A 25,583-nucleotide genomic window follows, 5' to 3' on the forward strand; every position below is an offset into this window, starting at 1 on the left:
CCTCAGCCATCTCCCAATGTCTTTTCCGATTTGGGGCCTGTGGTCACGGGGTCGCGAAGTCTCACCCCATTCTCTCGAATGTCCATTCACCTGATTAGCCACTTGCCGGCCCAGACAGGTCTCCCGGGGTCATCACCAACATGGTGATGGGGCATGGGCCCGCACCTGCAGGGTCATCTGGCCGACCCCGCGAGCTCAGCCATCGCGATCCCCCTGATAGGCGCAGAAAGCCTGCGAGTAGATGTGTCCAGAGTTGGCTATTGGTGCTTGGTTTTCTATCCCGCAGCCATCATCAGAGCAACGTGGCTGCGGGTTGGAGACTCATGCCTTGCGGCTGGCGAGCTGGCGAAGGCGCTGGGTGCTCTGGTGCAGACTCTGGTGCTGCACCTCGTTCAGGGCGCAGTGCTTGAGCACGTACTCGGCGCTGGCCACCACCGTCTTCCAGCGCGGTGCCTTGGGCAGGGTGTCGAGGTTCAGGTACTTGTCGAGGGTGCGGGTCTGGGGACTGGAGCGGTCCATGTAGACCCGCCACAGCTTGCTCTTCTCCGCCAGCACTATCTTGCCCTTGCCGGTGCTCTGCTGCCAGGTCTCCAGGGTGAGACGCATGGTGTCCACCAGGGCGCGGCGCAGAGGTTCGTCATCCTGCTGGCGAATGAGATCGTCCGCCAGCGACCTGAACTCCCCTCCCAGCCGGCTCAGTTCCCCCAGCAACTGGCCATCCTCGATGATGGCCTGGCGAGAGAGGCTCTTGAGGGCGTTCTCCAGTGCAGCCATGCGATTGTCGTCCTGGCGCGGTTCTGTGCCAAGGGTCAGCGCATAGGCGTGCTGCCCCCCTAGGTTGATGGGCAGGGCGCGGGCGTTGAGGGTGTCTCGCTGGCCCGCCACCAGGAAGTCCAGCTCCCGCTCCGGCTGCGCGGTCATGTCGGGCCACTGGCTTGCCAGCGGGGCGGCCAGCCACTCGTCCAGCATCTGCCCCTCCATGGCTTCCGGCTCCTGACCCAGCAGGCGCGCCAGGGCCCGGGAGGCAAACAGCACCCCTCCTTGCTCATCGAGGAAGACCATGGGGTCGGCCCCCTCGCCAAGCAGGGCGAGGAGCCGCTCCTGATCCTGGTGCAGTTGCTCCTGGAGCAGCAGACGGTGCTCTATCTCCTGTTTGAGCAGGCGGTTCTCCACCAGGGAGGCGCGCCCGGCGCTGGCCTCCAGCAGGGCCCTCACCCGGGCGAACAGCTCCTCCTTGCAGAAGGGTTTCACCAGATAGTCGTTGGCCCCGGCGTTGAAACCCTCTTCAATCTCCTTGGGCTGGTTGAGGGCGGTGAGCAGTAGCACCGGCAGCTTCTCCTTGGGGTGCTGCTGGCGCAGACGGCGGCAGACGTCGAAGCCCGAGAGGGTGGGCATCATCACGTCAAGCAGGATGAGATCCACCGGCTCCTGAGCCAGCTTGGTCAGGGCGTCGTGACCGTCACTGCTGGGCAGGATGCGATAACCGCAGGGCTGCAGCAGGTGGCGCAGTATGTGCAAATTGATGGGCTCGTCATCCACCACCAGGATGACGGGGGCATCTTGCGGCGGGGGCGGCAGATCCTCGCTCTCCCAGTCCGGCAGGATGACGGGTTGCTGGCGCACCAGCTGGTGCTCTATCTGGCGGCTGTCGAGGGTCAGACTGCCCGCCTTGCCGCTGGCCAGCGGCAGGGTGAAGGCGAAGGTGGAGCCGACGCTCGGCTCGCTCTCCACGAACAGCTCCCCCCCCATCAGGTGCACCAGCTGGCGGGTGATGGAGAGACCGAGGCCTGCTCCCTGCTTGCTCACTTCCGGGCTCATCTGCACCAGGGGCTCGAAGATGTGCTCCAGATGGTCCCTGGCGATGCCGATGCCGGTGTCGGTCACCTTGATGCGCAGGAAGTTGCCCTCCACCAGGGCGCTCAGCACCACCTTGCCCTGGGGGGTGTACTTGATGGCGTTGCCCACTAGGTTGTAGAGCACCTGCTCGAGGCGCTGCTCGTCCGCCAGCACAGGGGGCAGCTCGGCGGGGCTCTTGTCCACCAGGGTGAGGGGCTTGGCCTGCACCAGGTGCTGGCAGAGATCCAGCACCAGCCGGATGACCCCCTTGGAGGAGACCGGCTGGGGGTGGATCTCCAGCTGGCCGTAGCGCATCTGGTGGTAGTCGAGCAAGTCGTCCACGAGGCGCGCCAGACCGTCGGCGCTCTTGATGATGAGGCCGAGCTGTTTCTGCTGCCCTTCGGTCAGGTCCTGCTGGCTGGCGAGCATGGACTCGGCCATCCCCTTGATGCCGTGGATGGGGGTGCGCAGCTCGTGGGAGGTGTTGGCCAGGAGCTCGTCTTTGAGCTTGTCCGCCTGTTGCAGGCTGAGGTTCTGCTTGTGGGTCAGCTTGACCTGCTGTTGCAGCTCCTGGGTCTGGCGTTCGATGAGCTCGATCTTGTCCTTCACCGAGCGCTGCATGTGGCGAAATGCCTGTGCCAGCCGGTCGATGTCATCGTCGGTGCGGGGGATGGTGATGGGGTGATCCAGGGCGCCGTCCGCCACCTGTTCGGCGGCGGCGGTGAGGGATCGCAGGGGCGCCGTGATGGAGTGGGAGAGCCAGCGGGAGAAGAGGATGAGCAGCAGCAGTGAGCCTGCCCCCAGCAGGATCACCAGGGTCTCGAGCTGGCGGATGGGGGCATAGGCCTCGCTGGTGGAGATCTCGGCGATGAAGGCCCACTCGGTATCGAACACCTTCACCTGGGTATAGGCGGCCAGCACCTCGTCATCGTGGTAGGAGAGGAAGGGGCCGACCCCCTGCTCCCCGGAGAGGGCCTTGATGATGAGGGGGGTCTGCAGCGGCCGGAAGTCGGGGCTGAAGCTGTTCTCCACGCTGAATTCGGGGGCGAGCCAGGCGTTGGCGCGCATCCGCTTGTCCGGGCCGATGAGAATGGTCTCGCCGGTCGCGCCGAGCCCCTCCCGCTCCGCCATGATCTGGTTGAGCTTGTCCGGCAGCAGCTCGAAGATGACCACGCCGCGCACATAGTCGTACTGCATCACGGGGGCGGCGAGGTAAGCGACCACCTGGCCGGTCAGCTCGTTGCGGCCAAAATCGGTGAACTCGAAGATCTGCTGGGGCTTCTGGCCGCCATCAAGGCGGCGCTTGATCTTGGCGAAGGTGTTGCCAAGACCGCTGGACTGGTAGGGGCCCGAGAGCAGGTTGGTGGCGAAGTTGGCCTGCTTGGTGACCGAGTAGACCACGTCACCGTTGAGGTCGACCAGGAAGATGTCGCTGTAGTTGGATTTGCGCACCATGTCGGCGTAGTCGCGATGGAAGCGCTGGTGGACGCGGCCATACATCTCGTCTGCCAGGATGAGGGCGCTGATGGAGGGCTCTATCTCCACCTGACTGTCAGGTTGTTGCAGCTTGTCCCAGGAGCCCGGCACATAGCGGGCCTGGGCGCGGGCACGGGCCTCCTGCGGCGTGGTGCCGAGCTTCTCGAAGGCACCGGTGAAACCGTAGAAGCGACCGATACTGTTGCCAGCAAAGTCCTGCTGGGAGAAGTTGATGATCTGCTCCTTGAGGTTGCCGAAGTAGTCTTGCAGCTGGTTTTTCTTGATGTTGCGCACCGAGACCAGATGGTTGGAGGTCTGGGTGGTGAGATCCTTGCCGTGGCTATAGAGGAAAAACAGGGTGACGACCAGGAAGGGCACCAGGCCCAACATGAAAAAAAAGCCAGCATCAGCTGCGGTCTGAGCCCCCGAGGCCTGAAGTTCCATTTCATCGCATGATTTTCAATTGAGAATCCAGTTACTAAGCGCGATGAGTTTCTGACTAAAGGCTAACTATTTCAATGGCTTTATCTTAAATTCGCTCGTCGGGTCACAGGGAGCGGGGGGATTTTCGACCAAGGCGTCTAAAGGGTGAGCAAACAGCACGAGAAAGGGCTCAAAGTGAGAAAAAAGGGTTGTGCCCGGGCTCGGGGTACGTATAATGCGCCTCGTTGTCAGGTAACTGGCACGCAAGCAGTCATGCGGGAATAGCTCAGTTGGTAGAGCACGACCTTGCCAAGGTCGGGGTCGCGAGTTCGAGTCTCGTTTCCCGCTCCAATACTCCATGGCACCAACCATGGACATCACTCTCAAGGCAATGCCTTGTCAGCATGGCGCGTTAGCAAAGCGGTTATGCAGCGGATTGCAAATCCGTTTAGTCCGGTTCGACTCCGGAACGTGCCTCCATCTTCTCCCTGTTTTCCATATCCATGACGTTGTCCATCCGCCATGGCGGCCCAGGATGATGCTTCATTGCATGTCAGTCAGCCGTGAACAACCCTCCCGTTGCCACGTCTTGTGCAGATGCTGATCCATCTCGGACAATGCCTCGCCCCTGGATCCGGACCTCTCTTCGCCCACCTGTTCTGCCAGCGCGGCCATCTCCTTTATCAGCAAACCGCATTGCCACAGGCTGGCGGTGGGGACCCCGTGATAGGGGATGTCGATGGCGACGTCACGATTGAGCCGCCACTCCTGCCACTGGCTCCAGGCGAGCACGCCCAATGCCCCCAGCAGCGCCGCATCTGCAAGTTTCATCCTGTGTTCCCCCGTTCTGGTCCAGTCCTCGTTAACTCTGGAACAGGGGCCGCGTTTTGCCACCTTTGTTGTTTTTTAGTTAAAGAATGTAACCCGGTTTCATTTTTAGGCTTTTAGCCCCATTTTTTATCAAAAAATGGCGCTGTCGGTGTAGTAATCCTACAATGATTGGCGTAATCTTTGTTCAGTGGTCTTACCAGTGAGGCGTTACATCATGTTTCATCCCTTCTCCCTGACTCAGATAATCCTTCGCCGCATCTTCGTCCTGATGGCGGGGTTGCTCGCCTTCCCGGTGATGCTGTTTCGCCGGGATCGCGCCCGTTTCTACAGCTACCTGCACCGGATCTGGAGCAAGACCAGCACCAAGCCGGTCTGGCTCAAGATGAGCGAGCGAGGGGAGCGGATCTTCTACTGATCCTCCCCGTGACGCCCGCTTCACCCGGCGCCAGACTGGCGTGACAGGCAGGGCGCACCTCCCGATATAAAAAAACCGACACCCTGGTGTCGGTTTTTTTATGGGGCTCGAACCGCCACCGGCCTTGTATCCATGGCTGGTCCACGTTGTCTCTTGTCCCTGTGGGCGACCCTTTATGCCGCATTCTCAGCCGCACTCTCAGCCGCGCCCGTGCGACATGACGGGAGGAAGGGCTGGCGGTACTCAGGGCACTGGCCCAAGGGTGGCCAGCGCCGCGCGCAGACGGGCGAGGCCGATGGGCTTGAACAGGCAGTCGTTCATGCCGGCGGCGAGGCAAAGCTCCCGCTCGCGAGGCTGGGCATGGGCGGTGAAGCCCCAGACGGGCAGGCCATGGCCAAGGGCACGCAGGCTGCGGGTCAGCTCGAAGCCGTCCATCACCGGCATCTGGCAGTCGGTGATGACCAGATCGAAGGGGTGGCTGGCGAGGGCGCGCAGGGCCTCCAGGCCATTGCTGCGCACACTGACGTCGTGTCCCAGGTGCTTGAGCTGCTGGCGCAGCAGGATCTGGTTGGCGTGATTGTCATCGACCACCAGGATATGCAGCCGATGGGGGAGGGGTTGAGCCTGGTGGGGCTGGGGCGCCGGGATTGCCGTGATCGGGGCGGGGGGTTGCTGGGCGAGCGTGAGGGGCAGCCTTATCTCGAGCCGGGTGCCTTCGCCGACCTGGCTGTAAACGGCTATCTCCCCCCCCATCATCTGGCACAGGATGCGGGCGATATTGAGGCCCAGCCCGCTGCCTGGGAACTGGCCCTGGCCGTGGGCGCGATAGAAGGGGGTGAAGAGCCGGGGCAGCTTGTCCGCGGGAATGCCGGCTCCGGTGTCGGTGATGGTGAGGTGCAGCACAGGAGGCTGCTCGCCCCCGGTCAGGGTGGCGGTGATGGCGACCCGGCCCTGCTCGGTGAACTTGATGGCGTTGCCGATGAGATTGAAGAGGATCTGGCGCAGGCGAAGGGGATCGATCAGCACCCTTGGCATGGGGGTGTCGGGCAGCCTGACCTCATAGATCAGCCCCTTCTGCTCGGCCATGCCCGCAAAGACCCGGGTGACGGACGAGAGCAGGGGGGCGAGATCGCAGGGGGTGGGCGTCAGGGTCATCTGGCCCGCTTCTATGGAGGCGATATCCAGGCTGTCCCCCAGCAGATCCAGCAGGCCGTTGGCGGAGTCGGCGGCGATGCGCAGCAGCTCGCCGCTGTGACGGCTGAGAGCGGGATCCTCGGTGGCCAGCTCCAGCATGCCGAGGATGGCGTTCATGGGGGTGCGGATCTCGTGGCTCATGGTGGCGAGGAAGTCGCTCTTGGCGCGGCTGGCGCTGTCGGCCTGCTGTTTGGCCTCGCGCAGCGCCTCTTCCAGCCGCTTGCGGTCCGTGATGTCTATCCAGCCGTCGATCACCCCGCTGATGGCCCCCTCCCCGTCGAAATAGGGCACCATCCAGTGATAGATGTCGCTCTGGGTTCCCCTGTGATGGAAGAGGCGATCCGCAAAGATGGGCTGCCCCTCCTGCAATACCCTGGCAAAGTCCTGCTCCAGCACGGCGATGCTGCCTGCATCGAGCACCCCTGACAGCCCCTGGGCGAAGGGCTGACCCAGGATGGCCTTTGGCTCGGCGCCGAGCTGGGTCAGGTATTTGCTGTTGCACAGCAGCACCTTGCCGCTCTTGTCCCGCACGACGATGGGGTGGGGCAGGCTCTCCCCCAGTGCCCGGATGAACCTGACATGGGCCTCCAGTTGCTGGCGGGAAGCCTGCTCGGCGCTAGCCATCCGCTTGAACATGCGGTTGCGATAGAGCAGCACCAGCGCCAGGGTGAGGAGCCCCACGAACACCAGGTAGACGATGTGGGCGTGGCGATCCATGAAGCCGGGCACCGGCAGTTTGCGGTTGCGCCACTCGTAACTCATCATGGCGAGCTCGTTGGGGGGGATGGCGAGGATGGTCTTGTCGAGGATCCCCATCAGCATCCCCTGTCCGGGCAGGCTGGCAAACCCCATCCGGATTGGTTCGTCATCGGCGGGGCCGGCGATGCGCAGCGGGCTCTGGGGATCATTGTCCAGCGCATGGCGGGCAAAATAGAGGGGCACGATGGCGGCATCCACCTGTCCCTGGGCGAGCACCTCCATCGCTTCTGCGGCACTCTCCACCTGGGTGATGCGGCTGCCCTCCAGTCTCTGTGCGAGGGGCACATGGTGCGTCATCGCCACCGTCTTGCCCGCCAGACTCCGGATGGTGTCGATCCCTTGTTCCTCCTGGCGGGTGAGGATCACATAGATGTTGTCGGTGGCGTAGGGCACCGAGGTGCGCAGCCCGTAGTGTTCAGCCACCTGCTGGGAGATGGCGCCGATGAGGTCGATGGCGCCTGACTGCATGGCTTTTGCCAGTTGACGCTCGGAGTCTGCCCGCACGAACTCGAAGGTGAGGCCGGTGCGTGTGCGGATCTTGTCCAGCATGTCCACCGTCATGCCGACCAGCTGGCCGTCATGATCCAGGGCGCCATAGGGGTAGAGGTTGTCCATCAGCCACACCCTGATGGGGGGCGCTTGCCGCATCCAGGCCCGCTCGGCGGCATCATAGAGATCGGCGCTTCGCTCGTTCATGTCGCGGATGGGCCCGTTCCACTGGGTGAAGAGGGTGTTGCGCGCCCGGTCGTCGATGGCCGCCAGCCCCCGGTTGACCAGGCTGAGCAGGGCGGGCTCGGTGGCCGGGACGGCAAAGCGGAATTCGGCAGGCGCCAGATCGGGCGGGGCCTCGCCCCGCTGGCGAAGGTTGTCGAAGCGTTCGCTGTTGAGGTAGTGGGTGGCGTGGGCATCCCCCAGCAGGATGTCGTCGCGGCCGAAGAAGACCGCATCGAACGCCTCCATGTTGGAGGGATAGGTCACCAGGGTGAGAGTGGAGTAGTAGCGGCCAAAGCGCGCCCTGTCTATCTGATCCCGGACGGCGGCTACCCGCTGTCCCGGTGTGAGCAGTGCCCCCCGATAACGTCTGGGCACGGAGAAGGCGAGGGGGCTGCTGAAATAGGGGTTGCTCAGGCGGATCGCCCGGGTGTCACTGTCCGCCAGGGTGAGATTGCCGAGGCTGGCGAGGTGTATCTCCCCCGTGCCAGGGCACGGAGCAGGTGCGCCTTGTCGGGGAAGGCGCTCAGGGCAACGGGTTTGTCCAGCATCCGGGCCAGCAGGTCGATGTAGTCGGCACTGAGCCCCTCGACGCGCTGGCGAGCGATCATGGTGAAGGGGCGGTAGTCCTCTTGCAGGATGCCGACCCGCAGTTGGGACTGCTGGCGCAGCCATCCGAGCTCCCCCTCCGACCAGCGGGGAGGCAGCGGGGCGGGATCGTAGCGCTGTGCAGGGTCAGGGCCTGCACAGGTTGAAGGCAGAGCAGACAGAGCAGGATCAGTGTTCGATATAGGTTCATCTAGCCACCCGACGCGACAGCCATCCCTGCCAAGCCTCATCCAATGGCGGCCATTCTACCGGAAAATGGCTATAACGAGTCCGCTATTTCTCCACGCGCGTCGGCGAGAGCACGTCAAGCAGGGCGGCCTGGCCGCCCCGCCCTCAACCGAACTGGTAGGCCCCCATGTAGAGGCTGCCGTAATCCCAGCTGTCGTGCAGCTTTCGGGGTCTGTCGGCCCCCGCCGCGCCGAGCGCCACAAACAGGGGGCGCAGGTGATCGTCGTGGGGATGGGATTCCACCGCGCCCGGCGCCCGGGCCCGGTAATCTTCCAGCGCCCCCCTGTCTCCCTCTGCCATGGTCTGCTCCAGCCAGCGAGCAAACTGACTGGCCCACTGGGGAACCGGCGAGCCGTCCGGCCCGAGGGCACGCAGGTTGTGGGTGATGGCGCCGGAGGCGAGGATGCCGATCCCTTGCTCGCGCAGCCCCTGCAATGCCTCCCCCAGTTGCCACAGCTGGGCCGGGGTGAAGCTGGCCGGGATGGCGATCTGCACCAGGGGGAGTTCACTGTCCGGATCCATCAGGGAGAGGGGGGACCAGACCCCGTGATCCAGCTCGCGGCGCACCGGGGTGGCGGGCAGGCCGGCCAGCAGCAGCTGATCGCTCACCGCTTCCTGCAACCATTGCGGGCTCGTCGCGGGCCAGCGGATCTGGTAGAGGGGCTCGGGGAAGCCGTAGAAGTCGTACATCAGGGCCGGGCTGGGCTCGACGTTGATCTGCAGCTCGCTTCGGCTGAACCAGTGGGCCGAGATCACCACCAGCCCTCTGGCACCCTCGAGGCGCAGTTGCTTCAGGAACCGGGTCGCGGGCTGATCGCGCAGGACCAGATCCGGGGCGCCGTGGGAGATGAACCAGACAGGGGCGATAGACATGACAGACTCCATATGCGTTGTGCCGATGCGCGCGGCGCACCGACAACCCGAGGCCAGGGCGACATGCCGCTGACGATGTGGTCATTATCTGCCCCTATTAATGGGTTAACAATCAGGCTTTATGGATAAGCACTCTTCACTTTTGGTTGATAGTATGGCATCAGGGCGAGGGAGACTGGGGCAGAAACGACAACGCCGGCGCAGTGCGCCGGCGTTGTGATCAGGGTCCGTCGGACGTGGCCCCTGACGGGATGCCCGCAGCGCCACCGCCAAGATCAACGCGGGCCCCGGGCGGGTTTATTGAATGCCCAGCAGCTCCACGTCGAAGATGAGGACTGAGCCCGGCGGGATCTTGCCGGCGGCACGATCGCCATAGGCCAGGTTGGCGGGGATGTAGAAGCGGGTCTTCTCCCCTTCCACCATCAGTTGCACCCCTTCGGTCCACCCCTTGATCACCTGGTTGAGGCCGAACTCGATGGGCTCGCCACGGGCGACGGAGCTGTCGAACACGGTGCCGTCCAGCAGCTTGCCCTCGTAGTGCACCTTCACCTTGCTGGTGGCGGTGGGGTGAACGGTGCCGGTGCCCGGGGTCAGCACTTCGTACTGCAGGCCGGAGGCGGTGGTGGTCACCAGGGGTTTTTCCTGGTTGCTGGCGAGGAACTCGGCCCCCTTGCGCACGTTCTCTTCCGCCAGCTTCCGGTTGTTGCTGCTGGAGTAGAAGTAGTAGGCGGCGCCGGCGATCAGCAGGGCTATCAGAATGAATTTCATCGGGTTTTCCTGTTCCTTGAAATCAGAGTGCGAGTGAGGGGGCATCTTATCCCAGCCAGGGGGAGAGGGCGAGGGGAGGCGCCCCGGGATGTGACCTGGCGGGCAAGGGGGCGGGGGCAGCTGAGTGCCCCCGCGCGGGGTTACTTGACGGCCACCATCATCAGGGCGGGCAGGGCGAAGAAGAGCCCGGCCACGTAACCCAGCGCCAGCAGCTTGTTCTCGCTGCCGACCCGGGCCAGGGCTTCGGCGGCCTTGATGGGCAGCTCCCGCAGGAAGGGCACCCCGTAGATGAGCACCACGGCGAAGAGGTTGAACAGCACGTGGACCAGGGCGATGGTCAGGGCGAGCTGGGCACCGGCACCGCTGATGGCGGTGGCGGCCAGCAGGGCGGTGATGGTGGTGCCGATGTTGGCCCCCAGGGTGAAGGGATAGAGCTGGCGGGTGCTGAACACGCCGCCTCCCGCCAGGGGGATCATCAGGCTGGTGGTGGTGGAGGAGGACTGCACCATCACGGTGACCAGGGTGCCGGAGGCGATGCCGGTGAGCGGACCACGGCCCAGGGCCTTGTGCAGCAGCTCCTTGGCACGGCCCACCATGACCTGTTGCAGCACCTTGCCAAGGGAGGTGACGCAGAACAGGATGAGCAGAATCCCGATGAGAATGGTGGCGATGGCGCCCCCCTTGCCCGGCAGGAAGGCGACGGCACCGTCGATGAGATCCAGGGACGGGGAGATGAGGGGCTTCATGAAATCCATCCCCTTCATCGACATGTCGGCGGAGCCCAGCAGTAGGCTGGCAATCCCTTCCGCACTCTTTTGCAGCAGACCGAACATCAGCTCCAGGGGCAGGAAGATGAAGACCGCCAGCAGGTTGAAGAAGTCGTGCACGGTGGCGGCGGCGAAGGCGCGGCGAAACTCGCCTCTGTCCCGGATGTGCCCCAGGGAGACGATGGTGTTGGTGATGGTGGTGCCGAGGTTGGCCCCCATCACCATGGGGATGGCCATGACCATGGGCAGGCCCCCTGCCACCAGACCGACGATCACCGAGGTGACGGTGCTGGAGGATTGCACCAGGGCGGTGGCCAGGATGCCGAGCAGCAGAGCGACGAAGGGGTTGTTGGCAAAGGCGAAGATCTGGGCCGCGCCCTCGGCGCCGCCGGAGAAGCCCTTGAAGCCGTGGGAGACGGCGCCAACGGCGACCAGGATCAGGTAGATCAGCGTGATCACCGCGAGCCAGTTGAACAGGGGGCCGGGACGACGGATCTGCTGGGGTGCGGAAGATGCGGTGCTGTGCATATGGCCTCTTGGGGTCGTTCTGCGTTGAAAATGGACGGGCGCATTACAACAAGGCTCCATGACAGAAATATGACAACGTGACACTTTTATGATGCTTTGGTGACAGGGCGGCAGGTGGCGTCGCAGACAAAAGGTGTCGGAGCAAACGCCGATATGACGCCATCCGGCTCATCACCGGCCCCCGCCCTTGCACTGGGATCCCAGGGTTATATGCTGCCGGACTTTCCTGTCTTGAAACTGAGGAAGTGATGATGCGTGCATGGGTTTTGTGCCTCTCCCTGGGTCTGCTGTCTGCCGGTGCGCAGGCCAGCGTGTTCAAGTCCGAGTGCAACCTCGACAAGGCGGTCAGGAACGAGGCGATGAACGCCACCCTGGGGGTCAAGGGCAACTGCGATGCCGACAAGCTGGTGCGCCAGCAGAAGGAGAAGGCCAATGCCGAGGTGAAGAAACACACCACGGACGTGCTGGACAAGAAGACGGCGGGACTGAAAGAGACCAGGCAGCACACCAATGCGGCCCTGAACAAGCAGAGTGCCGGTGTGAAGCAGGCGCAGGACAAGGTCAACCAGACCCGCAAGGATGTCAACGCCGTGACCAGGGATCCGGTCAAGGCGGCCGCCACGGCCGTGCTCAATCAGGGGTGAGGGTCCGCGCACCGGACGTCTGAATGCAAGAAGGGGAGCCATGGGCTCCCCTTCTGTTTGGGCGTGTGTGCCGCCTTACTGGCCGTCGGCCGCTTCCTCGTACTGACGGAAGGGGATGCGGAACACGGCGAGGCGCAGGAAGAGGTAGGTGACCCCGATCCCCGCCCAGATGAGGCCAAGCTCCAGAGAGCTCTGCTCCAGGTTGATCCAGAGGGCGCCGATGGTGGCGGCCCCCAGCAGCGGCAGCACCAGGAACAGCAGGTGCTCCTTGAGGCTCTTGTTGCGCTTCTCGCGCACCCAGAACTGGCCGATCACCGAGAGGTTGACGAAGGTGAAGGCCACCAGGGCGCCGAAGTTCACCAGGGCCAGGGCCATGTCCAGATCGAAGGAGACCGCGGAGAGGGCCAGGGCCCCCACCAGCAGCACGTTGATGGCCGGGGTGCGCCAGGTGGGGTGGATATAGCCGAACACCCGCTCCGGGATCATGCGATCGCGCCCCATCACGTAGAGGATGCGCGACACGCCGGCGTGGGCCGCCATGCCGGAGGCGAGCACGGCCGCGGTGGTGCACACCAGCACCACGCTCTGGAACAGGGTGCCACCCACGTAGAGGGCGATCTCCGGCAGCACGGCGTCCGGCTCCTTGAAGCGGGCCAGATCCGGGAAGAAGAGCTGCAGGCTGTAGGAGACGGTGACGAAGATGATGCCGCCGATGAGGGCCGTCAGCACGATGGCACGGGGGATCACCTTGCCGGCATTCGGGGTCTCTTCGGAGAGGGAGCTCAGGCCGTCGAAGCCCAGGAACGAGAAGCAGAGGATGGTGGCGCCGGTAAACAGCGGCAGCATGCTGGCAGACTCCACATGGAACGGACGGCTGCTCATCAGGGTGCCGGCCCCTTCACCGTGACTCAGGCCCCAGGCGATGAGGCCGAGGAAGGTGACGATGATGGCGATCTGGATGAAGACGATGAAGCCGTTGAGGTTCGCCACCAGCTTGATGCCGCGCAGGTTCAGGAAGGTCATCACGGTCACCAGACCGAAGATGAAGATCCAGGGCTCCACGGTGGGGAACATGGCGGTCAGGTAGATCTTGGCCAGCAGGATGTTGATCATCGGCATGAACATGTAGTCCAGCAGGGAAGACCAGCCCACCATGAAGCCCACGTAGGGGTGAAACACCTTCTGGGCATAGGTGTAGGCGGAGCCTGCGGACGGGAAGCGGCGCACCAGGTGGCCGTAGCTGAACGCGGTCAGCAGGATGCCGCCGAGCGCCAGCAGGTAGGCGGTGGCCACGCGACCATCCGTGATGTCACCGACGATGGCGAAGGTATCGAATACCGCCATGGGCGTGAGGTAAGCCAGACCCATCACCACGACCTGGAACAGGGTGAGGGTCTTGAGCAGCTTGGCACCGGCCATCACGCTTTCTCCTCTGCACAGGCCCCGTGGGCGAAATGGGACGGGATCAGGGACGCGGGAACGCGTCGCTGGACACAGGGGGCGCCCATCTGTGGCACAGATGCGTGGCGCACGCCGGCGGGGACCGGCAGGAAAGCAGTGAAATGCCCCATGTTTTTCCTCACAACGTCGGGAGATTGCTTGGCAATCTGGGTATCAATTCCGGCACATGGCCGGCCTCTTGGTGAATGGTGGTGTGCCCCAGAAAAGCAAAGAACCGATGTTGTTGAAACATCGGCTCTCAAGGGGCGCCGTATTGTGCCCTCAGGGGGGGGGAGGAGACAAGCGAAAAAGGCCGCCAGCGGGGAATTTGTTCCCCCCGTGAGCGATCACTTCGCCACCGCTGCCGGAAAGTCGATGACAACCTTGTCATCAGCTGGCGCCCTGCTTTGCCGCCATGCGAAACCGGCGCCCTGGGGGCGCCGGTTTCGCTCAGGAGGCGTCCTGCTCGGGGCGGCCGAGGCGGACCCGGAACACGGTGAGGCGCAGCAGCAGGTAGATGGCACCGAGGGCGGCCCAGATCAGCCCCAGCTCGAAGGAGGCGGGCTCCAGGTTGAGCCAGAGCACCCCGATGCAGGCGGCGCCGCACAGGGGCAGGGCGAGGAACAGCAGGTGATCCTTCAGGGTCTTGTTGTGACCCAGCCTGAGATAGAAGTGGGCAATCACCGCCAGGTTGACGAAGGTGAAGGCCACCAGGGCGCCGAAGTTGATGAGCGCCAGCGCCATCTCCAGATCGAAGGCCACCGCCGAGAGGGCCAGCATGCCCACCAGCAGCACGTTGAGAGCCGGGGTCTGCCAGGTGGGGTGGATGTAGCCGAAGACGCGGCTCGGCAGGGCGCGATCCCGGCCCATCACGTAGAGCAGGCGCGACACCCCGGCGTGGGAGGCGAGCCCCGAGGCGAGCACCGCCACCGTGGTGCAGACCAGCACCACCGCCTGGAACAGCTTGCCGCCCACATAGAGGGCGATCTCCGGCAGCACCGCATCCGGCTGCTGGAAGCGGGAGATGTCCGGGAAGAAGAGCTGCAGGAAGTAGGAGACGGAGATGAAGAGCACGCCGCCGATGAGGGCGGTGAGCACGATGGCCCGGGGGATCACCCGATCCGCGTTCGGGGTCTCCTCCGATAGGGTGGTGATGGCGTCAAACCCGAGGAACGACAGGCAGAGGATGGAGGCGCCGGTCAGCAGGGGATGGATGTGCATCTGCTCGGAGAAGAAGGGGCGGCTGCTCGCCACCGTGCCCAGCCCCTCGCCGTGGCTCACGCCCCAGGCGATGAGGCCGATGAAGACGGCGATGATGCTGAACTGCATGATGACGATCAGGCTGTTGAAGTTCGCCACCAGCTTGATGCCCCGCAGGTTCAGGAAGGTCATGACGGCGGCCAGGGCCAGGATGTAGGTCCAGGGGGCCACGCCGGGGAAGAGGGCCTCCATGTAGATCTTGGCCAGCAGCATGTTGATCATGGGCATGAACATGTAGTCGAGCAGGGAGACCCAGCCCACCATGAAACCCACATAGGGGTGGAACACCTTCTGGGCATAGGTGTAGGCGGAGCCTGCCGAGGGGAACTTGCGCACCAGGTGGCCGTAGCTCATGGCGGTGAACAGCATGCCGATGAGGGCGAGCAGGTAGGCGGTCGGCACATGGCCTTCGGTGATTTCGGTGACGATGCCGAAGGTGTCGAACACCGCCATGGGGGTGAGATAGGCCAGCCCCATGATGACCACGTGCCAGAGTTTCAGGCTTTTTTTCAGACCGGCGGGGTGCGGGTGCATCAGGCGATCCCCCGCAGGCAGGTTGACGGGATCAGGCTGACGGTGAGGTCATCCTGCACGGTGGGGGCGCCAGTCCGGGATGCGGACGGATGGCGCAGACCGGCGCGGGCCGGCAGGAAAGCGATGATATGCCCCATGGAGTTCCTCACTAAGAAGCGGGTGTCGTGAGATGGCGTGCCACCTCGTTATCATTTCCGGTCTGTTCCGGCCTCGTTATGGATTTGTTTGGCGCAAAAAAAGAACCGGGCTCCGATGAGCGGACGGTCCTTGAATACGGCGGCGCATTGTGCATTCGTGATGCCCCCTTGACAAGCATATCAAGGGAGCAAAAACGCATTTTTTTGCACGTGGGCGAACGCGGTCTTCCGGATCAGGCCAGGGAGGTGGACAGGGCCTGCTCCAGCAGGTCGAGCCCCTCGTCGACGATGGCTGCCGGGGCGGTCAGGGGGGCGAGGAAACGGATCACGTTGCCACGCACGCCGCAGGCCAGCAGCACCAGCCCCCGCTTGCCCGCCTCGGCCACCAGCCGCTTGGTGAGATCCGGGTCCGGTCTGGCGGCATCCCCCTCCTTCACCAGCTCCATGGCCACCATGGCGCCGGGGCCGCGGATGTTGCCGATGCAGTCAAACCGTGTCGCCAGCTGGTGCAGGCGTGCCTTGATCTGCTCCCCCTGGGCCAGGGCCTTCTGGTTCAGGCGCTCCTCCTCGATCACCTCCAGCACTGCAAGGGCGGCGGCGCAGGCGATGGGGGAGCCCGCATAGGTGCCCCCCAGGCCACCGGGCTTGGCGGCGTTCATCACCTCGCTCTTGCCCACCACGGCAGAGAGCGGGAAGCCGCCGGCCAGGCTCTTGGCCAGCGTCATGATGTCGGGTTCGACACCGCTGTATTCGGTGGCGAAGGTTTTGCCGGTGCGACAGAAACCGGTCTGGATCTCGTCGCAGATGAGCAGGATGCCGTGCTGGTCGCACACCTGGCGCAGGCGCTGCATGAAGCTGGCGGAGGCGGGGTAGAAGCCCCCTTCCCCCTGCACCGGCTCGATGATGATGGCGGCCACCCGGGTGGGTTCGATGTCGGCGCTGAAGCAGAGATCCAGCGCGGCCAGGGCATCGTCTTCACTCACTCCCAGGTAATCGGCGGGGAAGGGGAGGTGATAGACCTCCCCCGGGAAGGGGCCGAAGCCGGTCTTGTAGGGCACCACCTTGCCGGTGAGGGCCATGCCCATCATGGTGCGGCCGTGGAAGCCCCCCTTGAAGGCGATGGTGCCGCTGCGACCGGTGTGGGCGCGGGCGATCTTGATGGCGTTCTCCACCGCCTCGGCGCCGGTGGAGAGGAAGAGGGTGCGCTTGGGGGTGGGGCCGGGCACCAGGGCATTCAACTTCTCCGCCAGCTCGATATAGCCGGAGTAGGGGGTGACCTGGAAGCAGGTGTGGCTGAACTTCTCGAGCTGCTCGCGCACCGCCGCCACCACCTTGGGGTGGTTGTGGCCGGTGTTGAGCACGGCGATGCCGGAGGCAAAGTCGATGTAGCGGTTGCCCTCCACGTCCCACAGCTCGGCGTTGTGCGCCCGGTCGATGAAGACCGGCAGCAGGGTGCCGACCCCCTGGACCACGGCCGCTTCGCGGCGGGCCTGCCACTGCTGGTTGTTGCTTGAATGACTCATCTTTCCTCCCTGAGGGGCATGGGCCCCCGCTGTTCCTGTGCCATCTGGCCATATGTGTGCCGCCAACTGCCCTCGGGCAGGGCGGCCTGTTCGCAAAAGGGGGCCCCGGGCGTACCCTCAGGGCCCACAAGGCGCTCGGTCGTGACCGGCGACCCCCTCTTTCTATCTGTAAAAGCGATAGGCTGCGTCATAACGCATCTGTTTTAACGATGCGATAGCCCTTTCATTTCCCTCAGCGAATGCCGCCAAAGCAGAGGTATTTGGTCTCCAGGTACTCCTCCAGCCCTTCGGCCGCCCCTTCCCGGCCCAGCCCCGACTCCTTGATCCCGCCAAAGGGGGCCAGTTCGGTAGAGATGATCCCCTCGTTGATCCCCACCATGCCGTATTCGAGCCCCTCGGCCACTCGCCACACCCGGGCGATGTCGCGGCCATAGAAGTAGGCGGCCAGGCCATAGGGGGTGTCGTTGGCAAGCGCAATGGCCTCGGCTTCCGTCTCAAAGCGCACCAGGGGGGCGACGGGCCCGAAGATCTCCTCGTCCAGAATGGGGTTGCCCCGGGTGACCCCGGTCAGGATGGTGGGGTGATAGAAGAGGGGACCGGCGGGGTGGGCGTCGCCCCCCACCAGCACCCGGGCACCGGCGGCGACCGATTGCTGCACCAGCTCGGCCACCTTGCTGGCGGCGGCCGGGTTGATGAGGGGCCCGATCTGGACGCCCTCGCCCATGCCGTCCCCGACCTTGAAGGCCTTGACCGCGGCTGCGAGCTTCTCGGCGAAGGCGTCATAGACGCTGGCCTGCACCAGGATGCGGTTGGCGCAGACGCAGGTCTGGCCGGCGTTGCGGTATTTGGACGCCAGGGCCCCGGCCACGGCGGCGTCGAGGTCGGCGTCGTCAAAGACGATGAAGGGGGCGTTGCCGCCAAGCTCCAGGGAGAGGCGCTTCATGGTGTCGGCGCACTGGCGCATCAGCAGTTTGCCGATGCGGGTGGAGCCGGTGAAGGAGAGCTTGCGCACCACGGGGTTGCTGCACAGCTCGTTGCCCACCGCGCTCGCCTGATGGGAGGTGACGATGTTGATGACCCCGGCGGGAATGCCCGCCTGCTCCGCCAGTACCGCCAGCGCCAGGGCGCAGAGGGGCGTTTCGGCGGCGGGCTTGATGACGATGGTGCAACCGGCGGCCAGCGCCGGACCCGCCTTTCGGGTGATCATGGCGATGGGGAAGTTCCAGGGGGTGATGGCGGCCACGACCCCCACCGGCTGCTTGATGGTGGCCAGGCGCCGATCGGCGGAGAAGCCAGGGATGGTGCGGCCATAGGCACGCTTGCCCTCTTCCGCGAACCACTGGATGAAGCTGGCGCCGTAAGCCACCTCTCCTTTGGCTTCCGCCAGCGGCTTGCCCTGCTCGCAGGTCATGATGCGGGCGAGCTCCTCCTGGTTGGCCATGATGCGCTCGAACCAGGCGTAGAGTTTGCTGCTGCGCTCCTTGGCGGTGAGGGCCGCCCAGGCGGGTTGCGCCGCGTGGGCGGCCGCGATGGCGAGGCGGGTATCCTCCCCGTCCATGTCGGGCACCTGGGTGATGACCTGGCCGGTGGCCGGGTTCAGGACCTCGAACCGGCGCCCGCCCAGGGACTCGCACCAGCGGCCGTCGACATAGGCCAGGGATTTGATCAGGGAGAGAGCAGGTTGTGATGCTGACATATGTAAGGGGCCTCGATAGTGGGTCTGGGTGGCGCGTTTATGTGGGCACCGCCGTATAGAATAATAAGCACGTAACGACCATAAAATGAGCCGAAATGTTTTTCAAGTGTTAAATATATTTGAGTGAACTGGGCGCCACATGCTAGAAATGGGGCTGTGAGCGCGATTGTAGCGGTTTTCATTGCGCAGGGTGTGCAAAATAATGAACGCTCTGGGTTGTGCAGGATAGTGAACGGGGCTGACGTTCCTGACTCACTATATTGACCAGTCGGCCCCAGGTATTCGAATGACCATGGAAGGAGGTGGGCGATGGAGCAATCCCGTGGCGAGGTCCGGTGGCGGACCATGACGGACAACCCCCTGGCGGAGCACGAGAGAAACATGGGGGAGCGGCTTGCCCGGATCCGCAGGGAGCTCGGGCTCTCCCAGCGCCGGGTGGCGGAACTGAGCGGCCTGACCCACGGCGCCATCTGCATGATAGAGCAGAACAAGGTGAGCCCCTCGGTGGCCTCCCTGCAAAAGCTGTTGAGCGTCTACGAGCTGCCGTTGTCGCGCTTCTTCGCCGAAGAGGAGGTGGCTAGCACGCCCAGCGTGGTGATCAAGGCGGAGCAGCTCATCGAGCTCGGCAGCCAGGGGGTCTCCATGAAGCTGGTGCACAACGGCAACAATCGGCGCCAGCTCGGCTTCATGCTGGAGACCTATGCCCCCGGCACCGACACCGGCGGCGTGGTGAAGCATCAGGGGGAAGAGGTGGGCACCGTGCTGGAAGGGTCGGTGTTGCTGACCCTGGCCGGCCAGACCTATGAACTGTGCGCCGGGGACAGCTATGTCATCGACACCGGCGAGCCCCACAGTTTCAGCAATCCCTCGGGGCAGGTCTGCCGCATTGTCAGCGCCCACACCCCGGCCAGCTTTTAATGTGAACAACCCGTTGTGTTGGAAACGAACCGGTAAGGAAACAGGGATCATGACCGAACATGTAAAGAGTTACTACGCAGCCAGTGCCAACAAACACGCGCCCTATCCCACGCTCACCGAGCAGCTGGAGTGCGACGTCTGCGTCATAGGCGCAGGCTACACCGGCCTCTCCAGTGCGCTGCATCTGGTGGAGAAGGGGTACAAGGTGGTGGTGCTGGAGGCGGCCAGGGTCGGCTTTGGCGCCAGCGGCCGCAACGGCGGCCAGATCGTCAACTCCTACAGCCGCGACATCGACACCATCGAAGCGAACTGCCCGCCGGATCAGGCCAGGCTGCTCGGCTCCATGCTGTTTGAGGGGGGCCAGATCATCCGCGAGCGGATCAAACGCTACAACATCCAGTGCGATCTGCAGGAGGGCGGGGTCTTTGCCGCCGAGACCGAGAAGCAGCTTCACGAACTCAAGGCGCAATATGAGCGCTGGCAGAAGTGGGGCAACGACCAGCTGGAGCTGCTCGATGCCGACGGGGTGCGCGAGGTGGTCGCGAGCGATCGCTACGTCGGCGCCCTGCTGGACAAGAGCGGCGGCCATATCCATCCCCTCAACCTGGCGCTGGGGGAGGCGGAAGCCATCCGCATGCAGGGGGGGCTTATCTTCGAGCAGTCCGCCGTCACCAGCATCACCCCGGGTCAACCCGCCCTGGTCAAGACCGCCAAGGGGGCGGTGAAGGCGCGCTTCGTGGTGGTGGCGGGCAACGCCTATCTCGGCAACCTGGTGCCCGAGCTCGCCGGCAAGAGCATGCCCTGCGGCACCCAGGTGATCGCCACCGAGGTGCTGGGGGAGGAGCGGGCCCGCTCGCTGCTGCCGCAAAACTACTGCCTGGAGGATTGCAACTACCTGCTCGACTACTACCGCACCTCCGGCGATCACCGGCTCATCTATGGCGGCGGCGTGGTCTACGGGGCGCGGGATCCGGCGGACATCGAGCGGCTGATCATCCCCAAGATGCTCAAGACTTTCCCGCAGCTGGCCGACGTCAAGGTGGAGTACACCTGGACCGGCAACTTCCTGCTCACCCTGTCGCGCCTGCCGCAGTTTGGCCGCATCGGTCACAACATCTACTACATGCAGGGCTACAGCGGCCACGGCGTCACCTGTACCCATCTGGCGGGCAAGCTGCTCTCCGAGGTGCTGAGCGGTCAGGCGGAGCGCTTCGATGCGTTCGCCAGGCTGCCGCACTACCCCTTCCCGGGTGGCCGCCTGCTGCGCATCCCCTTCACCGCCGCCGGCGCCGCCTGGTACACCCTGCGCGATCGACTGGGGGTGTGATGACAAGGTGGCCCGCCAGGCAGGCTGGCGGCAACAAGAAGAGGGAGGCGTTATGCCTCCCTCGTTTTTTTGTCGTCAACCTGCCCGGGCCCTGACAGGGCTAGAAGCGGTAGGGGAAGCGGATCCCGATGGTGTAGTCCGGTGCATCCGTGGTGAGCCCGGCAGACCAGTTGACCGCCATGGAGAGGTTGTCGGTGATGGCCCAGGTCGACCCCATGCCAAAGCTGGCGGCGTTGGCATCGGAGCCGGTGACCTTCTCCATGGCAAAGCCTTCAGACCCCTGCTCGGACTCCATGGTGACGCGCTGGTTGATGTTGAAGGAGAGGCTGAAGCGTTCGTTGAGGGCGAATGCGACCCCCAGGCCATATTCATACCAGTCCCCCAGCTGGATGCTGCCGGGCTGGTTGCCGGGCTGGTAGGAGATATCGTCAAAGTCCTGCTTGAGGCTGTGACCATAGTTGAGGCTGGCAAACAGGATGGCGGGATCCATGGTCTTGACCAGGGAGAAGCCGGTGGAGAGCTGCCAGAGCCCATTGCCGGTGGCGAGCTCCTTGGGGGTCACCAGGTTGCCCGATTCCGAGGTGTTGATCTCGATGCCGTAAGGATCCTTGCCGGTCGGCGCCTTGGCCCGGAAGTTCCACACCAGATCCGGCCAATCCTCGCTCTCTGCCATGACCCTGTAGTAGATGGCGAGGCTGAGATCCCCCAGACCGCCATCGCTGACGCTCTGCTCCTCAAAGTCGCGGCTGGAGTTCTCCTTGCCGGTGCTCTGGTAGTTGGTGTTGCGGAACATGTAGGGGAGGGCCAGCTCCAGTTGCCAGCGATCGTTGAGGGTGTAGCGGGTGATGACATCCGCCGTCCACTGATCGGAGCGCACCCGATCCAGGTTGATTTCGCCAAGGAAGATGGCGTCCAGGGCGAGGAAGCCGCGCAGGGCGAGATCCTTGCGGTTGTAGTGCTGGTAGGAGAGGCCCACATCGACGGTCAGGGCGCGGTCGAACACATTGTGCTGTTCGATCATCAGGTCTTCGGTACTGCGGCCGACTTCCGGCGTGCGCCGTGAGGCGTCCTGCTGGGTGGAGGCGACGGCGGCCCCGGCTCCGGCGGTTGCCGTCGTGGCACCGGCGGCCTTGACGGCCTCCAGGCGGGCCTGGAGCTGATGAAGGGCCTGGTTTTGCTGGATCAGTTGCTGGCGCAGGAGATCCAGCTGTTGTTGCAGGGCCTCCTCTTCGGCCGTGGCCCCCCAGCAGGCGAAGGGGGCGAGGGCAATCAACAGCATGCGAGACTGTTTCATCGGGATACGTCCTTGTTGTTTATCATCCTTTCTGATGGTTCAGCCCCCGGGCTCACCGGTGCTCAGCGCGAAAACCAGATGCGGGTCTGATTGAGCGTCTGCAAACCATCCCCCCTGACCTTGTTGAACTGCAGCAGCCCCCGGCTGAAGTCGGTACCGCGCAGGCTCTGCTCCAGCAGGACCCGGCCGTCGGAAGAGTGTAGTTGCAAGCCGGCATAATTCCCCGAGACCCGATAGGTGGCGGTGCCCAGATCGCCCTGGTGCTCGTAGCTGCCCGCCTGAACCAGGTGTCCCGTCATGGTGGGGGTGGTCAGTTCAATACCGGTCTGGTTGACCGAGCTGTTGCCGCTCCCCTCCAGTTGAACGACCTGTACCAGCCCGGCCCCCTGCACCTGGGCCTCCTTGGCGGGCGTGGCCGCGGGCTTGACCTCATCCTTGACGCGCACATCCAGCTTGGGTTTGTTTTGCACAATGCTCAGCGCCAGATTCATGGCCGCCGTCTGCTGGGCCTGGGCCGTGGTCAGTGACGAGATGAACTCGATGCCGAAGTAGCTGATGCCATGGCTGCTGACATAGCGGCCGCGCAGGTGGGCCAGCTCCCCGTCCGCCAGTTCGGGCGCAAAGTGGTCTGACAGATGGGCCAGCGGGTCCGGTGCTGCCAGCAGCGGAGAGGCGATGCCACCCAGGCTGCAGAGGAGGCATAGGGCGGGTCGGGTATTCATGATGACCTCACATTAGCTCTTTGTGCTGAAAACCGAATTCCAGCAGGGATGTTTCATTGACCGGGGCGAAGAGCCCATCCTTGCCTCTGACAGAGAGCGGGGGAGAGGGGTTGGCAAGGGGGGCATCGGGACGATAGCCCGCGCCGATGACGGCGAGGAGGATGCCGTTCCAGCTCTCCTTGAACTCCTTGAACGTGATCACCCGGTTGCCGAGGGCCGGGTCTGCCAGATAGACGCGATCGTGGCGATCGATGGCCCGCAGCACGGCAAAGTGCTGATAGCCGCGAATGTTGAGCAGGACGATGGTGGGCACCCTCACCTGGCGCAGTTTTTCATCGCCCAGTCGATACCCTCTGACCCGCATGCCGAGCATTTGCAGGTACTGCTTCATGTCGAGCATGGAGAAGCCGTAGTGCTTGACCTGCTCCGGGTCTGCCATGGCAAGCATGCCATCCATGACCCAGCGTTCATTGGTTGCATGGCCGTAGGCGTAGCGCAAGATGGTGGCGACGGCGGCGGCCCCGCAGCTGAAATCCGTATGTTGGCGCTCGATGTTGGCGTACCGACGCTCCAGAATGCTCTGCACCGGTTTGTTGAGATCCCCCAGCGCCGGAAGATGCTCTCCCAGTGGCACCGAGCCTGCCCAGACGGCAGGACAGCACAGCAACAGCAACAGCCAGCGCATTCAGACCTCCAGTGTCAGGGAAAAAGGGGGCACTGGGCCCCCTCGCATCGACTTACTTGGCAAACCCTGCGGCCAGCGAGAGATTGTTCGCTTGCAGGTTGTTGGTCCCCGAGGAGACGTTCACCCCGATGTTGCCCACGGCACCGTTGAAGGCGCCGCCATCGATGGTTGCCCGGTTGAAGGTTTCGCGGCTGGTGTAGGTGTTGACCACGGGAATATACCCGACGGCGTACCCACTGAGCTTGATGTCACCCTCTTCCTTGAACTCGAACTTGCCATCATCTTTCGGGTTGTTGTTGCCGTACCTGTCGTTGTCATTGTCGTGGTCATGTCCTTTCTTGACATCATGACCGGTACCGCCCCCCTCGTAATCGCCCCAAGCCTTGAGACCGAGGAACACACCCGCCTTGTCAACCGTCTTGGTTGCACTCAGGCTTTGGTTTTCGGTCATGTTCTTGGAGACGCTCTGGCTGTTGGCCACGGTGGCCACGGCCATGTTGCCGGTGGACACGGAGGCTGCCATGTTGTTGGCCTGGACGTTACCCGAGCCCGAGGTCACGTTGACCCCGATGTTGCCTGCGGCATCCTTGAAGGCCCCATCGCCCACACCGGCCTTGTTCTGATGGCCGTGATTGGTCGTCCAGTTGTTGCTGGCGCTCTGGGTGGAGAAGACCTCGGCATCCGACGATCCGCCAGGGGCGCCATGTTGTTGTTGACCACGACCCATGATGAACTCGGCATCGACCTCGTCATAGGCGGCCAGGGAAGCGCTGTTGCCCTGTACGTTGGAGTCACCGGCTGCGACGTTGGCGCCGATGTTACCGGATGCACCCTTGAACGAGCCGTCGATCTTGCTCGTGTTCTCCGTTCTTGTATTGGCGGTGCCTATCATGGAACTGGACTGCTGGTTGTCCACGACGGCCATGCCGAGTTTGTTGACGTTGATGTAGCCGCCGACATTGACCCTGCCTTCGTATTCCACATCGACCTCTGCCTTGACCTTCTTGGTCAAGGTTGCCCCTGTCTCATCTCTGTCACCGCGGTAATCGGCGGATGCAGTGCCCGACATGGCCATGATGACCGCGGCGGCTAATGAGCTATAAATAAGTCCACGCATAATGAGTCTCTCCATTGAACTTTCAGCGGAAGATATGCCCATCGGCTGATACCCCCGGGCCTGGCTTCCTATCCCTGCGGCATCATGGGGATGCCGTTACTGCGCCAGCCAGGGGCAGGGAAACCATGTTGACTGACTGGTTTCCCTGTCCCGTGACCTGGTTCACCTGAATGACCCCCTTGCTGCCCGTGAGGGCGGTGTCATCCAGATAGATGCTGGTAGTGGTGTTGGCGGGGGGCTTTCCCCCTGGGGTCTTCGCGACGCTGGAGCTGAGATTGATGTCGGTTACGACACCCAGGCCGCTGTCATCGAGGGACAGGGCGAAGGCGTTCAGTTGCTGGTTGCCCTCACCCGCCCCCTGATTGATGCCGACCAGTCCCCGGTTCTGGCTCAGGGCCGAGCCCAGGATGGCGACGCTCTGGCTGCCGTTCAGATTGGTGGTGGATTGATTCAGCTGGCCAAATTGAATGACTGCCGGACCCGAAATGGCGATGGCGGCAAGATTGCCTTGCTGGTTGTTATTACCGGCAACCATATTGACGCCCATGGAACCACGAATATTGCTCAATACCTGAGCACCGAGATCGACCCGGTTTTGTGCCATTGAGGGGGTGGCAAATGCCAGAAAAGGAAATGCTGCCAATGCAATATATATTTTCATGTTCTGTCTCCATCTGCCAGGAGGGCTTATTGGAGAGAGCAACGACCATGCCAATTTACAACCATATGATTTTTAGTTGTTTTTTATTTGATATAATTGTTTTTACGTCTCAATGTTGAGAGCGACATATTATGTCGTGAAGTAAGCGCTTATTTATCAATGGATTTATTTTTTCTCACGGATAATTTGGCTGTCTCAATATTGTGG

Annotated in this window: 20 protein-coding genes, 2 tRNA genes and 1 pseudogene; 6 read left to right on the forward strand and 17 right to left on the reverse strand. The window is 63.5% G+C overall.

Going from position 1 to position 25,583, the window contains the following annotated elements:
• Positions 1-321: 321 nt before the first annotated feature.
• Positions 322-3,761 (reverse strand): annotated as a pseudogene (locus tag AB5Y64_RS12470) (ATP-binding protein).
• A gap of 249 nt (positions 3,762-4,010) precedes the next feature.
• Here AB5Y64_RS12470 and AB5Y64_RS12475 point away from each other — a divergent pair.
• Together AB5Y64_RS12475 and AB5Y64_RS12480 are read left to right on the forward strand one after the other, a co-directional pair.
• Positions 4,011-4,086 (forward strand) — tRNA-Gly (locus AB5Y64_RS12475).
• Between the two features lie 55 nt (positions 4,087-4,141).
• Positions 4,142-4,215 (forward strand) — tRNA-Cys (locus AB5Y64_RS12480).
• Positions 4,216-4,278: 63 nt separating this feature from the next.
• Here AB5Y64_RS12480 and AB5Y64_RS12485 read toward each other — a convergent pair.
• A complete protein-coding gene (locus AB5Y64_RS12485) occupies positions 4,279-4,566 on the reverse strand; it encodes a hypothetical protein (protein WP_200164044.1) in 288 nt (95 codons plus the stop codon).
• A gap of 214 nt (positions 4,567-4,780) precedes the next feature.
• Here AB5Y64_RS12485 and AB5Y64_RS12490 point away from each other — a divergent pair, with 214 nt between their 5' ends.
• On the forward strand, positions 4,781-4,981 hold the full coding sequence (locus AB5Y64_RS12490) for a YbfA family protein (protein ID WP_010673543.1): 201 nt from the start codon (positions 4,781-4,783) through the stop codon (positions 4,979-4,981).
• 243 nt (positions 4,982-5,224) lie between these two features.
• On the opposite strand, the gene AB5Y64_RS12495 is transcribed toward AB5Y64_RS12490, so the two are convergent.
• From AB5Y64_RS12495 to AB5Y64_RS12515, 5 genes are all read right to left on the reverse strand, one after another.
• Positions 5,225-8,023, reverse strand: a complete 2,799-nt coding sequence (locus tag AB5Y64_RS12495; protein WP_368203912.1) for a transporter substrate-binding domain-containing protein — start codon at positions 8,021-8,023, stop codon at positions 5,225-5,227.
• Between the two features lie 35 nt (positions 8,024-8,058).
• On the reverse strand, positions 8,059-8,484 hold the full coding sequence (locus AB5Y64_RS12500; protein ID WP_223931064.1) for a hypothetical protein: 426 nt from the start codon (positions 8,482-8,484) through the stop codon (positions 8,059-8,061).
• Between the two features lie 103 nt (positions 8,485-8,587).
• Positions 8,588-9,355, reverse strand: a complete 768-nt coding sequence (locus AB5Y64_RS12505; RefSeq protein ID WP_041213317.1) for a class III extradiol ring-cleavage dioxygenase — start codon at positions 9,353-9,355, stop codon at positions 8,588-8,590.
• Between the two features lie 297 nt (positions 9,356-9,652).
• Positions 9,653-10,123 carry an FKBP-type peptidyl-prolyl cis-trans isomerase gene (locus AB5Y64_RS12510; RefSeq protein ID WP_010673545.1) on the reverse strand — a complete coding sequence of 157 codons (471 nt, stop codon included), beginning with the start codon at positions 10,121-10,123 and terminating at the stop codon, positions 9,653-9,655.
• A 140-nt stretch (positions 10,124-10,263) separates the two neighbouring features.
• Positions 10,264-11,418, reverse strand: coding sequence for a Na/Pi symporter (locus AB5Y64_RS12515; RefSeq protein WP_125117413.1), 1,155 nt, complete (start codon positions 11,416-11,418; stop codon positions 10,264-10,266).
• A 251-nt stretch (positions 11,419-11,669) separates the two neighbouring features.
• Here AB5Y64_RS12515 and AB5Y64_RS12520 point away from each other — a divergent pair, with 251 nt between their 5' ends.
• A complete protein-coding gene (locus AB5Y64_RS12520) occupies positions 11,670-12,062 on the forward strand; it encodes a hypothetical protein (protein WP_069651686.1) in 393 nt (130 codons plus the stop codon).
• A gap of 75 nt (positions 12,063-12,137) precedes the next feature.
• Here the strand turns inward: AB5Y64_RS12520 and AB5Y64_RS12525 are convergent, their stop codons facing one another.
• From AB5Y64_RS12525 to AB5Y64_RS12545, 5 genes are all read right to left on the reverse strand, one after another.
• Positions 12,138-13,481, reverse strand: coding sequence for an APC family permease (locus tag AB5Y64_RS12525; protein WP_039039328.1), 1,344 nt, complete (start codon positions 13,479-13,481; stop codon positions 12,138-12,140).
• Positions 13,482-13,952: 471 nt separating this feature from the next.
• Positions 13,953-15,296: an APC family permease gene (locus tag AB5Y64_RS12530; protein WP_161470788.1), complete on the reverse strand. Its 1,344-nt coding sequence runs from the start codon at positions 15,294-15,296 to the stop codon at positions 13,953-13,955.
• Complete coding sequence (locus AB5Y64_RS12535) at positions 15,296-15,433, reverse strand: hypothetical protein (RefSeq protein ID WP_164882164.1); 138 nt, start codon at positions 15,431-15,433, stop codon at positions 15,296-15,298. The genes AB5Y64_RS12530 and AB5Y64_RS12535 overlap by 1 nt, the downstream gene beginning before the upstream one ends.
• Before the next feature lie 233 nt (positions 15,434-15,666).
• Positions 15,667-16,956 (reverse strand): 4-aminobutyrate--2-oxoglutarate transaminase, encoded by a 1,290-nt coding sequence (gabT, locus tag AB5Y64_RS12540; RefSeq protein WP_069651685.1) that lies wholly within the window; start codon positions 16,954-16,956, stop codon positions 15,667-15,669.
• Positions 16,957-17,188: 232 nt separating this feature from the next.
• Entirely contained in the window at positions 17,189-18,652 is a 1,464-nt protein-coding gene (locus tag AB5Y64_RS12545) for an NAD-dependent succinate-semialdehyde dehydrogenase (RefSeq protein WP_010673552.1), read from the reverse strand.
• A 309-nt stretch (positions 18,653-18,961) separates the two neighbouring features.
• On the opposite strand from AB5Y64_RS12545, the gene puuR reads away from it, so the two are divergent.
• Positions 18,962-19,570 carry an HTH-type transcriptional regulator PuuR gene (gene puuR / locus AB5Y64_RS12550; RefSeq protein ID WP_029314011.1) on the forward strand — a complete coding sequence of 203 codons (609 nt, stop codon included), beginning with the start codon at positions 18,962-18,964 and terminating at the stop codon, positions 19,568-19,570.
• Between the two features lie 49 nt (positions 19,571-19,619).
• A complete protein-coding gene (locus tag AB5Y64_RS12555) occupies positions 19,620-20,897 on the forward strand; it encodes an FAD-binding oxidoreductase (protein WP_323937748.1) in 1,278 nt (425 codons plus the stop codon).
• A 100-nt stretch (positions 20,898-20,997) separates the two neighbouring features.
• Here the strand turns inward: AB5Y64_RS12555 and AB5Y64_RS12560 are convergent, their stop codons facing one another.
• From AB5Y64_RS12560 to AB5Y64_RS12580, 5 genes are all read right to left on the reverse strand, one after another.
• Positions 20,998-22,191 (reverse strand): transporter, encoded by a 1,194-nt coding sequence (locus tag AB5Y64_RS12560; protein WP_042864210.1) that lies wholly within the window; start codon positions 22,189-22,191, stop codon positions 20,998-21,000.
• A gap of 62 nt (positions 22,192-22,253) precedes the next feature.
• Positions 22,254-22,913: a hypothetical protein gene (locus tag AB5Y64_RS12565; RefSeq protein WP_010673556.1), complete on the reverse strand. Its 660-nt coding sequence runs from the start codon at positions 22,911-22,913 to the stop codon at positions 22,254-22,256.
• Between the two features lie 7 nt (positions 22,914-22,920).
• Complete coding sequence (locus AB5Y64_RS12570) at positions 22,921-23,598, reverse strand: C39 family peptidase (RefSeq protein WP_039039335.1); 678 nt, start codon at positions 23,596-23,598, stop codon at positions 22,921-22,923.
• A gap of 52 nt (positions 23,599-23,650) precedes the next feature.
• On the reverse strand, positions 23,651-24,610 hold the full coding sequence (locus tag AB5Y64_RS12575; RefSeq protein WP_081331937.1) for a hypothetical protein: 960 nt from the start codon (positions 24,608-24,610) through the stop codon (positions 23,651-23,653).
• 187 nt (positions 24,611-24,797) lie between these two features.
• Entirely contained in the window at positions 24,798-25,376 is a 579-nt protein-coding gene (locus AB5Y64_RS12580; protein WP_368203917.1) for a hypothetical protein, read from the reverse strand.
• Positions 25,377-25,583 lie beyond the last annotated feature (207 nt).

Origin of the sequence: Aeromonas sp. R5-1, from assembly GCF_040908265.1 — a bacterium.
In the GTDB taxonomy this organism is placed as follows: Bacteria; Pseudomonadota; Gammaproteobacteria; order Enterobacterales; family Aeromonadaceae; genus Aeromonas; species Aeromonas caviae.

Excerpts from the sequence above, each read along its gene's own strand:
- AB5Y64_RS12485 (WP_200164044.1), bottom strand. The coding sequence starts at position 4,566 with ATGAAACTTGCAGATGCGGCGCTGCTGGGGGCATTGGGCGTGCTCGCC.
- AB5Y64_RS12490 (WP_010673543.1), top strand. The coding sequence starts at position 4,781 with ATGTTTCATCCCTTCTCCCTGACTCAGATAATCCTTCGCCGCATCTTC.
- AB5Y64_RS12500 (WP_223931064.1), bottom strand. The coding sequence starts at position 8,484 with ATGAGGCTTGGCAGGGATGGCTGTCGCGTCGGGTGGCTAGATGAACCT.
- AB5Y64_RS12505 (WP_041213317.1), bottom strand. The coding sequence starts at position 9,355 with ATGTCTATCGCCCCTGTCTGGTTCATCTCCCACGGCGCCCCGGATCTG.
- AB5Y64_RS12510 (WP_010673545.1), bottom strand. The coding sequence starts at position 10,123 with ATGAAATTCATTCTGATAGCCCTGCTGATCGCCGGCGCCGCCTACTAC.
- AB5Y64_RS12515 (WP_125117413.1), bottom strand. The coding sequence starts at position 11,418 with ATGCACAGCACCGCATCTTCCGCACCCCAGCAGATCCGTCGTCCCGGC.
- AB5Y64_RS12520 (WP_069651686.1), top strand. The coding sequence starts at position 11,670 with ATGCGTGCATGGGTTTTGTGCCTCTCCCTGGGTCTGCTGTCTGCCGGT.
- AB5Y64_RS12525 (WP_039039328.1), bottom strand. The coding sequence starts at position 13,481 with ATGGCCGGTGCCAAGCTGCTCAAGACCCTCACCCTGTTCCAGGTCGTG.
- AB5Y64_RS12530 (WP_161470788.1), bottom strand. The coding sequence starts at position 15,296 with ATGCACCCGCACCCCGCCGGTCTGAAAAAAAGCCTGAAACTCTGGCAC.
- AB5Y64_RS12535 (WP_164882164.1), bottom strand. The coding sequence starts at position 15,433 with ATGGGGCATATCATCGCTTTCCTGCCGGCCCGCGCCGGTCTGCGCCAT.
- gabT (WP_069651685.1), bottom strand. The coding sequence starts at position 16,956 with ATGAGTCATTCAAGCAACAACCAGCAGTGGCAGGCCCGCCGCGAAGCG.
- AB5Y64_RS12545 (WP_010673552.1), bottom strand. The coding sequence starts at position 18,652 with ATGTCAGCATCACAACCTGCTCTCTCCCTGATCAAATCCCTGGCCTAT.
- puuR (WP_029314011.1), top strand. The coding sequence starts at position 18,962 with ATGGAGCAATCCCGTGGCGAGGTCCGGTGGCGGACCATGACGGACAAC.
- AB5Y64_RS12555 (WP_323937748.1), top strand. The coding sequence starts at position 19,620 with ATGACCGAACATGTAAAGAGTTACTACGCAGCCAGTGCCAACAAACAC.
- AB5Y64_RS12560 (WP_042864210.1), bottom strand. The coding sequence starts at position 22,191 with ATGAAACAGTCTCGCATGCTGTTGATTGCCCTCGCCCCCTTCGCCTGC.
- AB5Y64_RS12565 (WP_010673556.1), bottom strand. The coding sequence starts at position 22,913 with ATGAATACCCGACCCGCCCTATGCCTCCTCTGCAGCCTGGGTGGCATC.
- AB5Y64_RS12570 (WP_039039335.1), bottom strand. The coding sequence starts at position 23,598 with ATGCGCTGGCTGTTGCTGTTGCTGTGCTGTCCTGCCGTCTGGGCAGGC.
- AB5Y64_RS12580 (WP_368203917.1), bottom strand. The coding sequence starts at position 25,376 with ATGAAAATATATATTGCATTGGCAGCATTTCCTTTTCTGGCATTTGCC.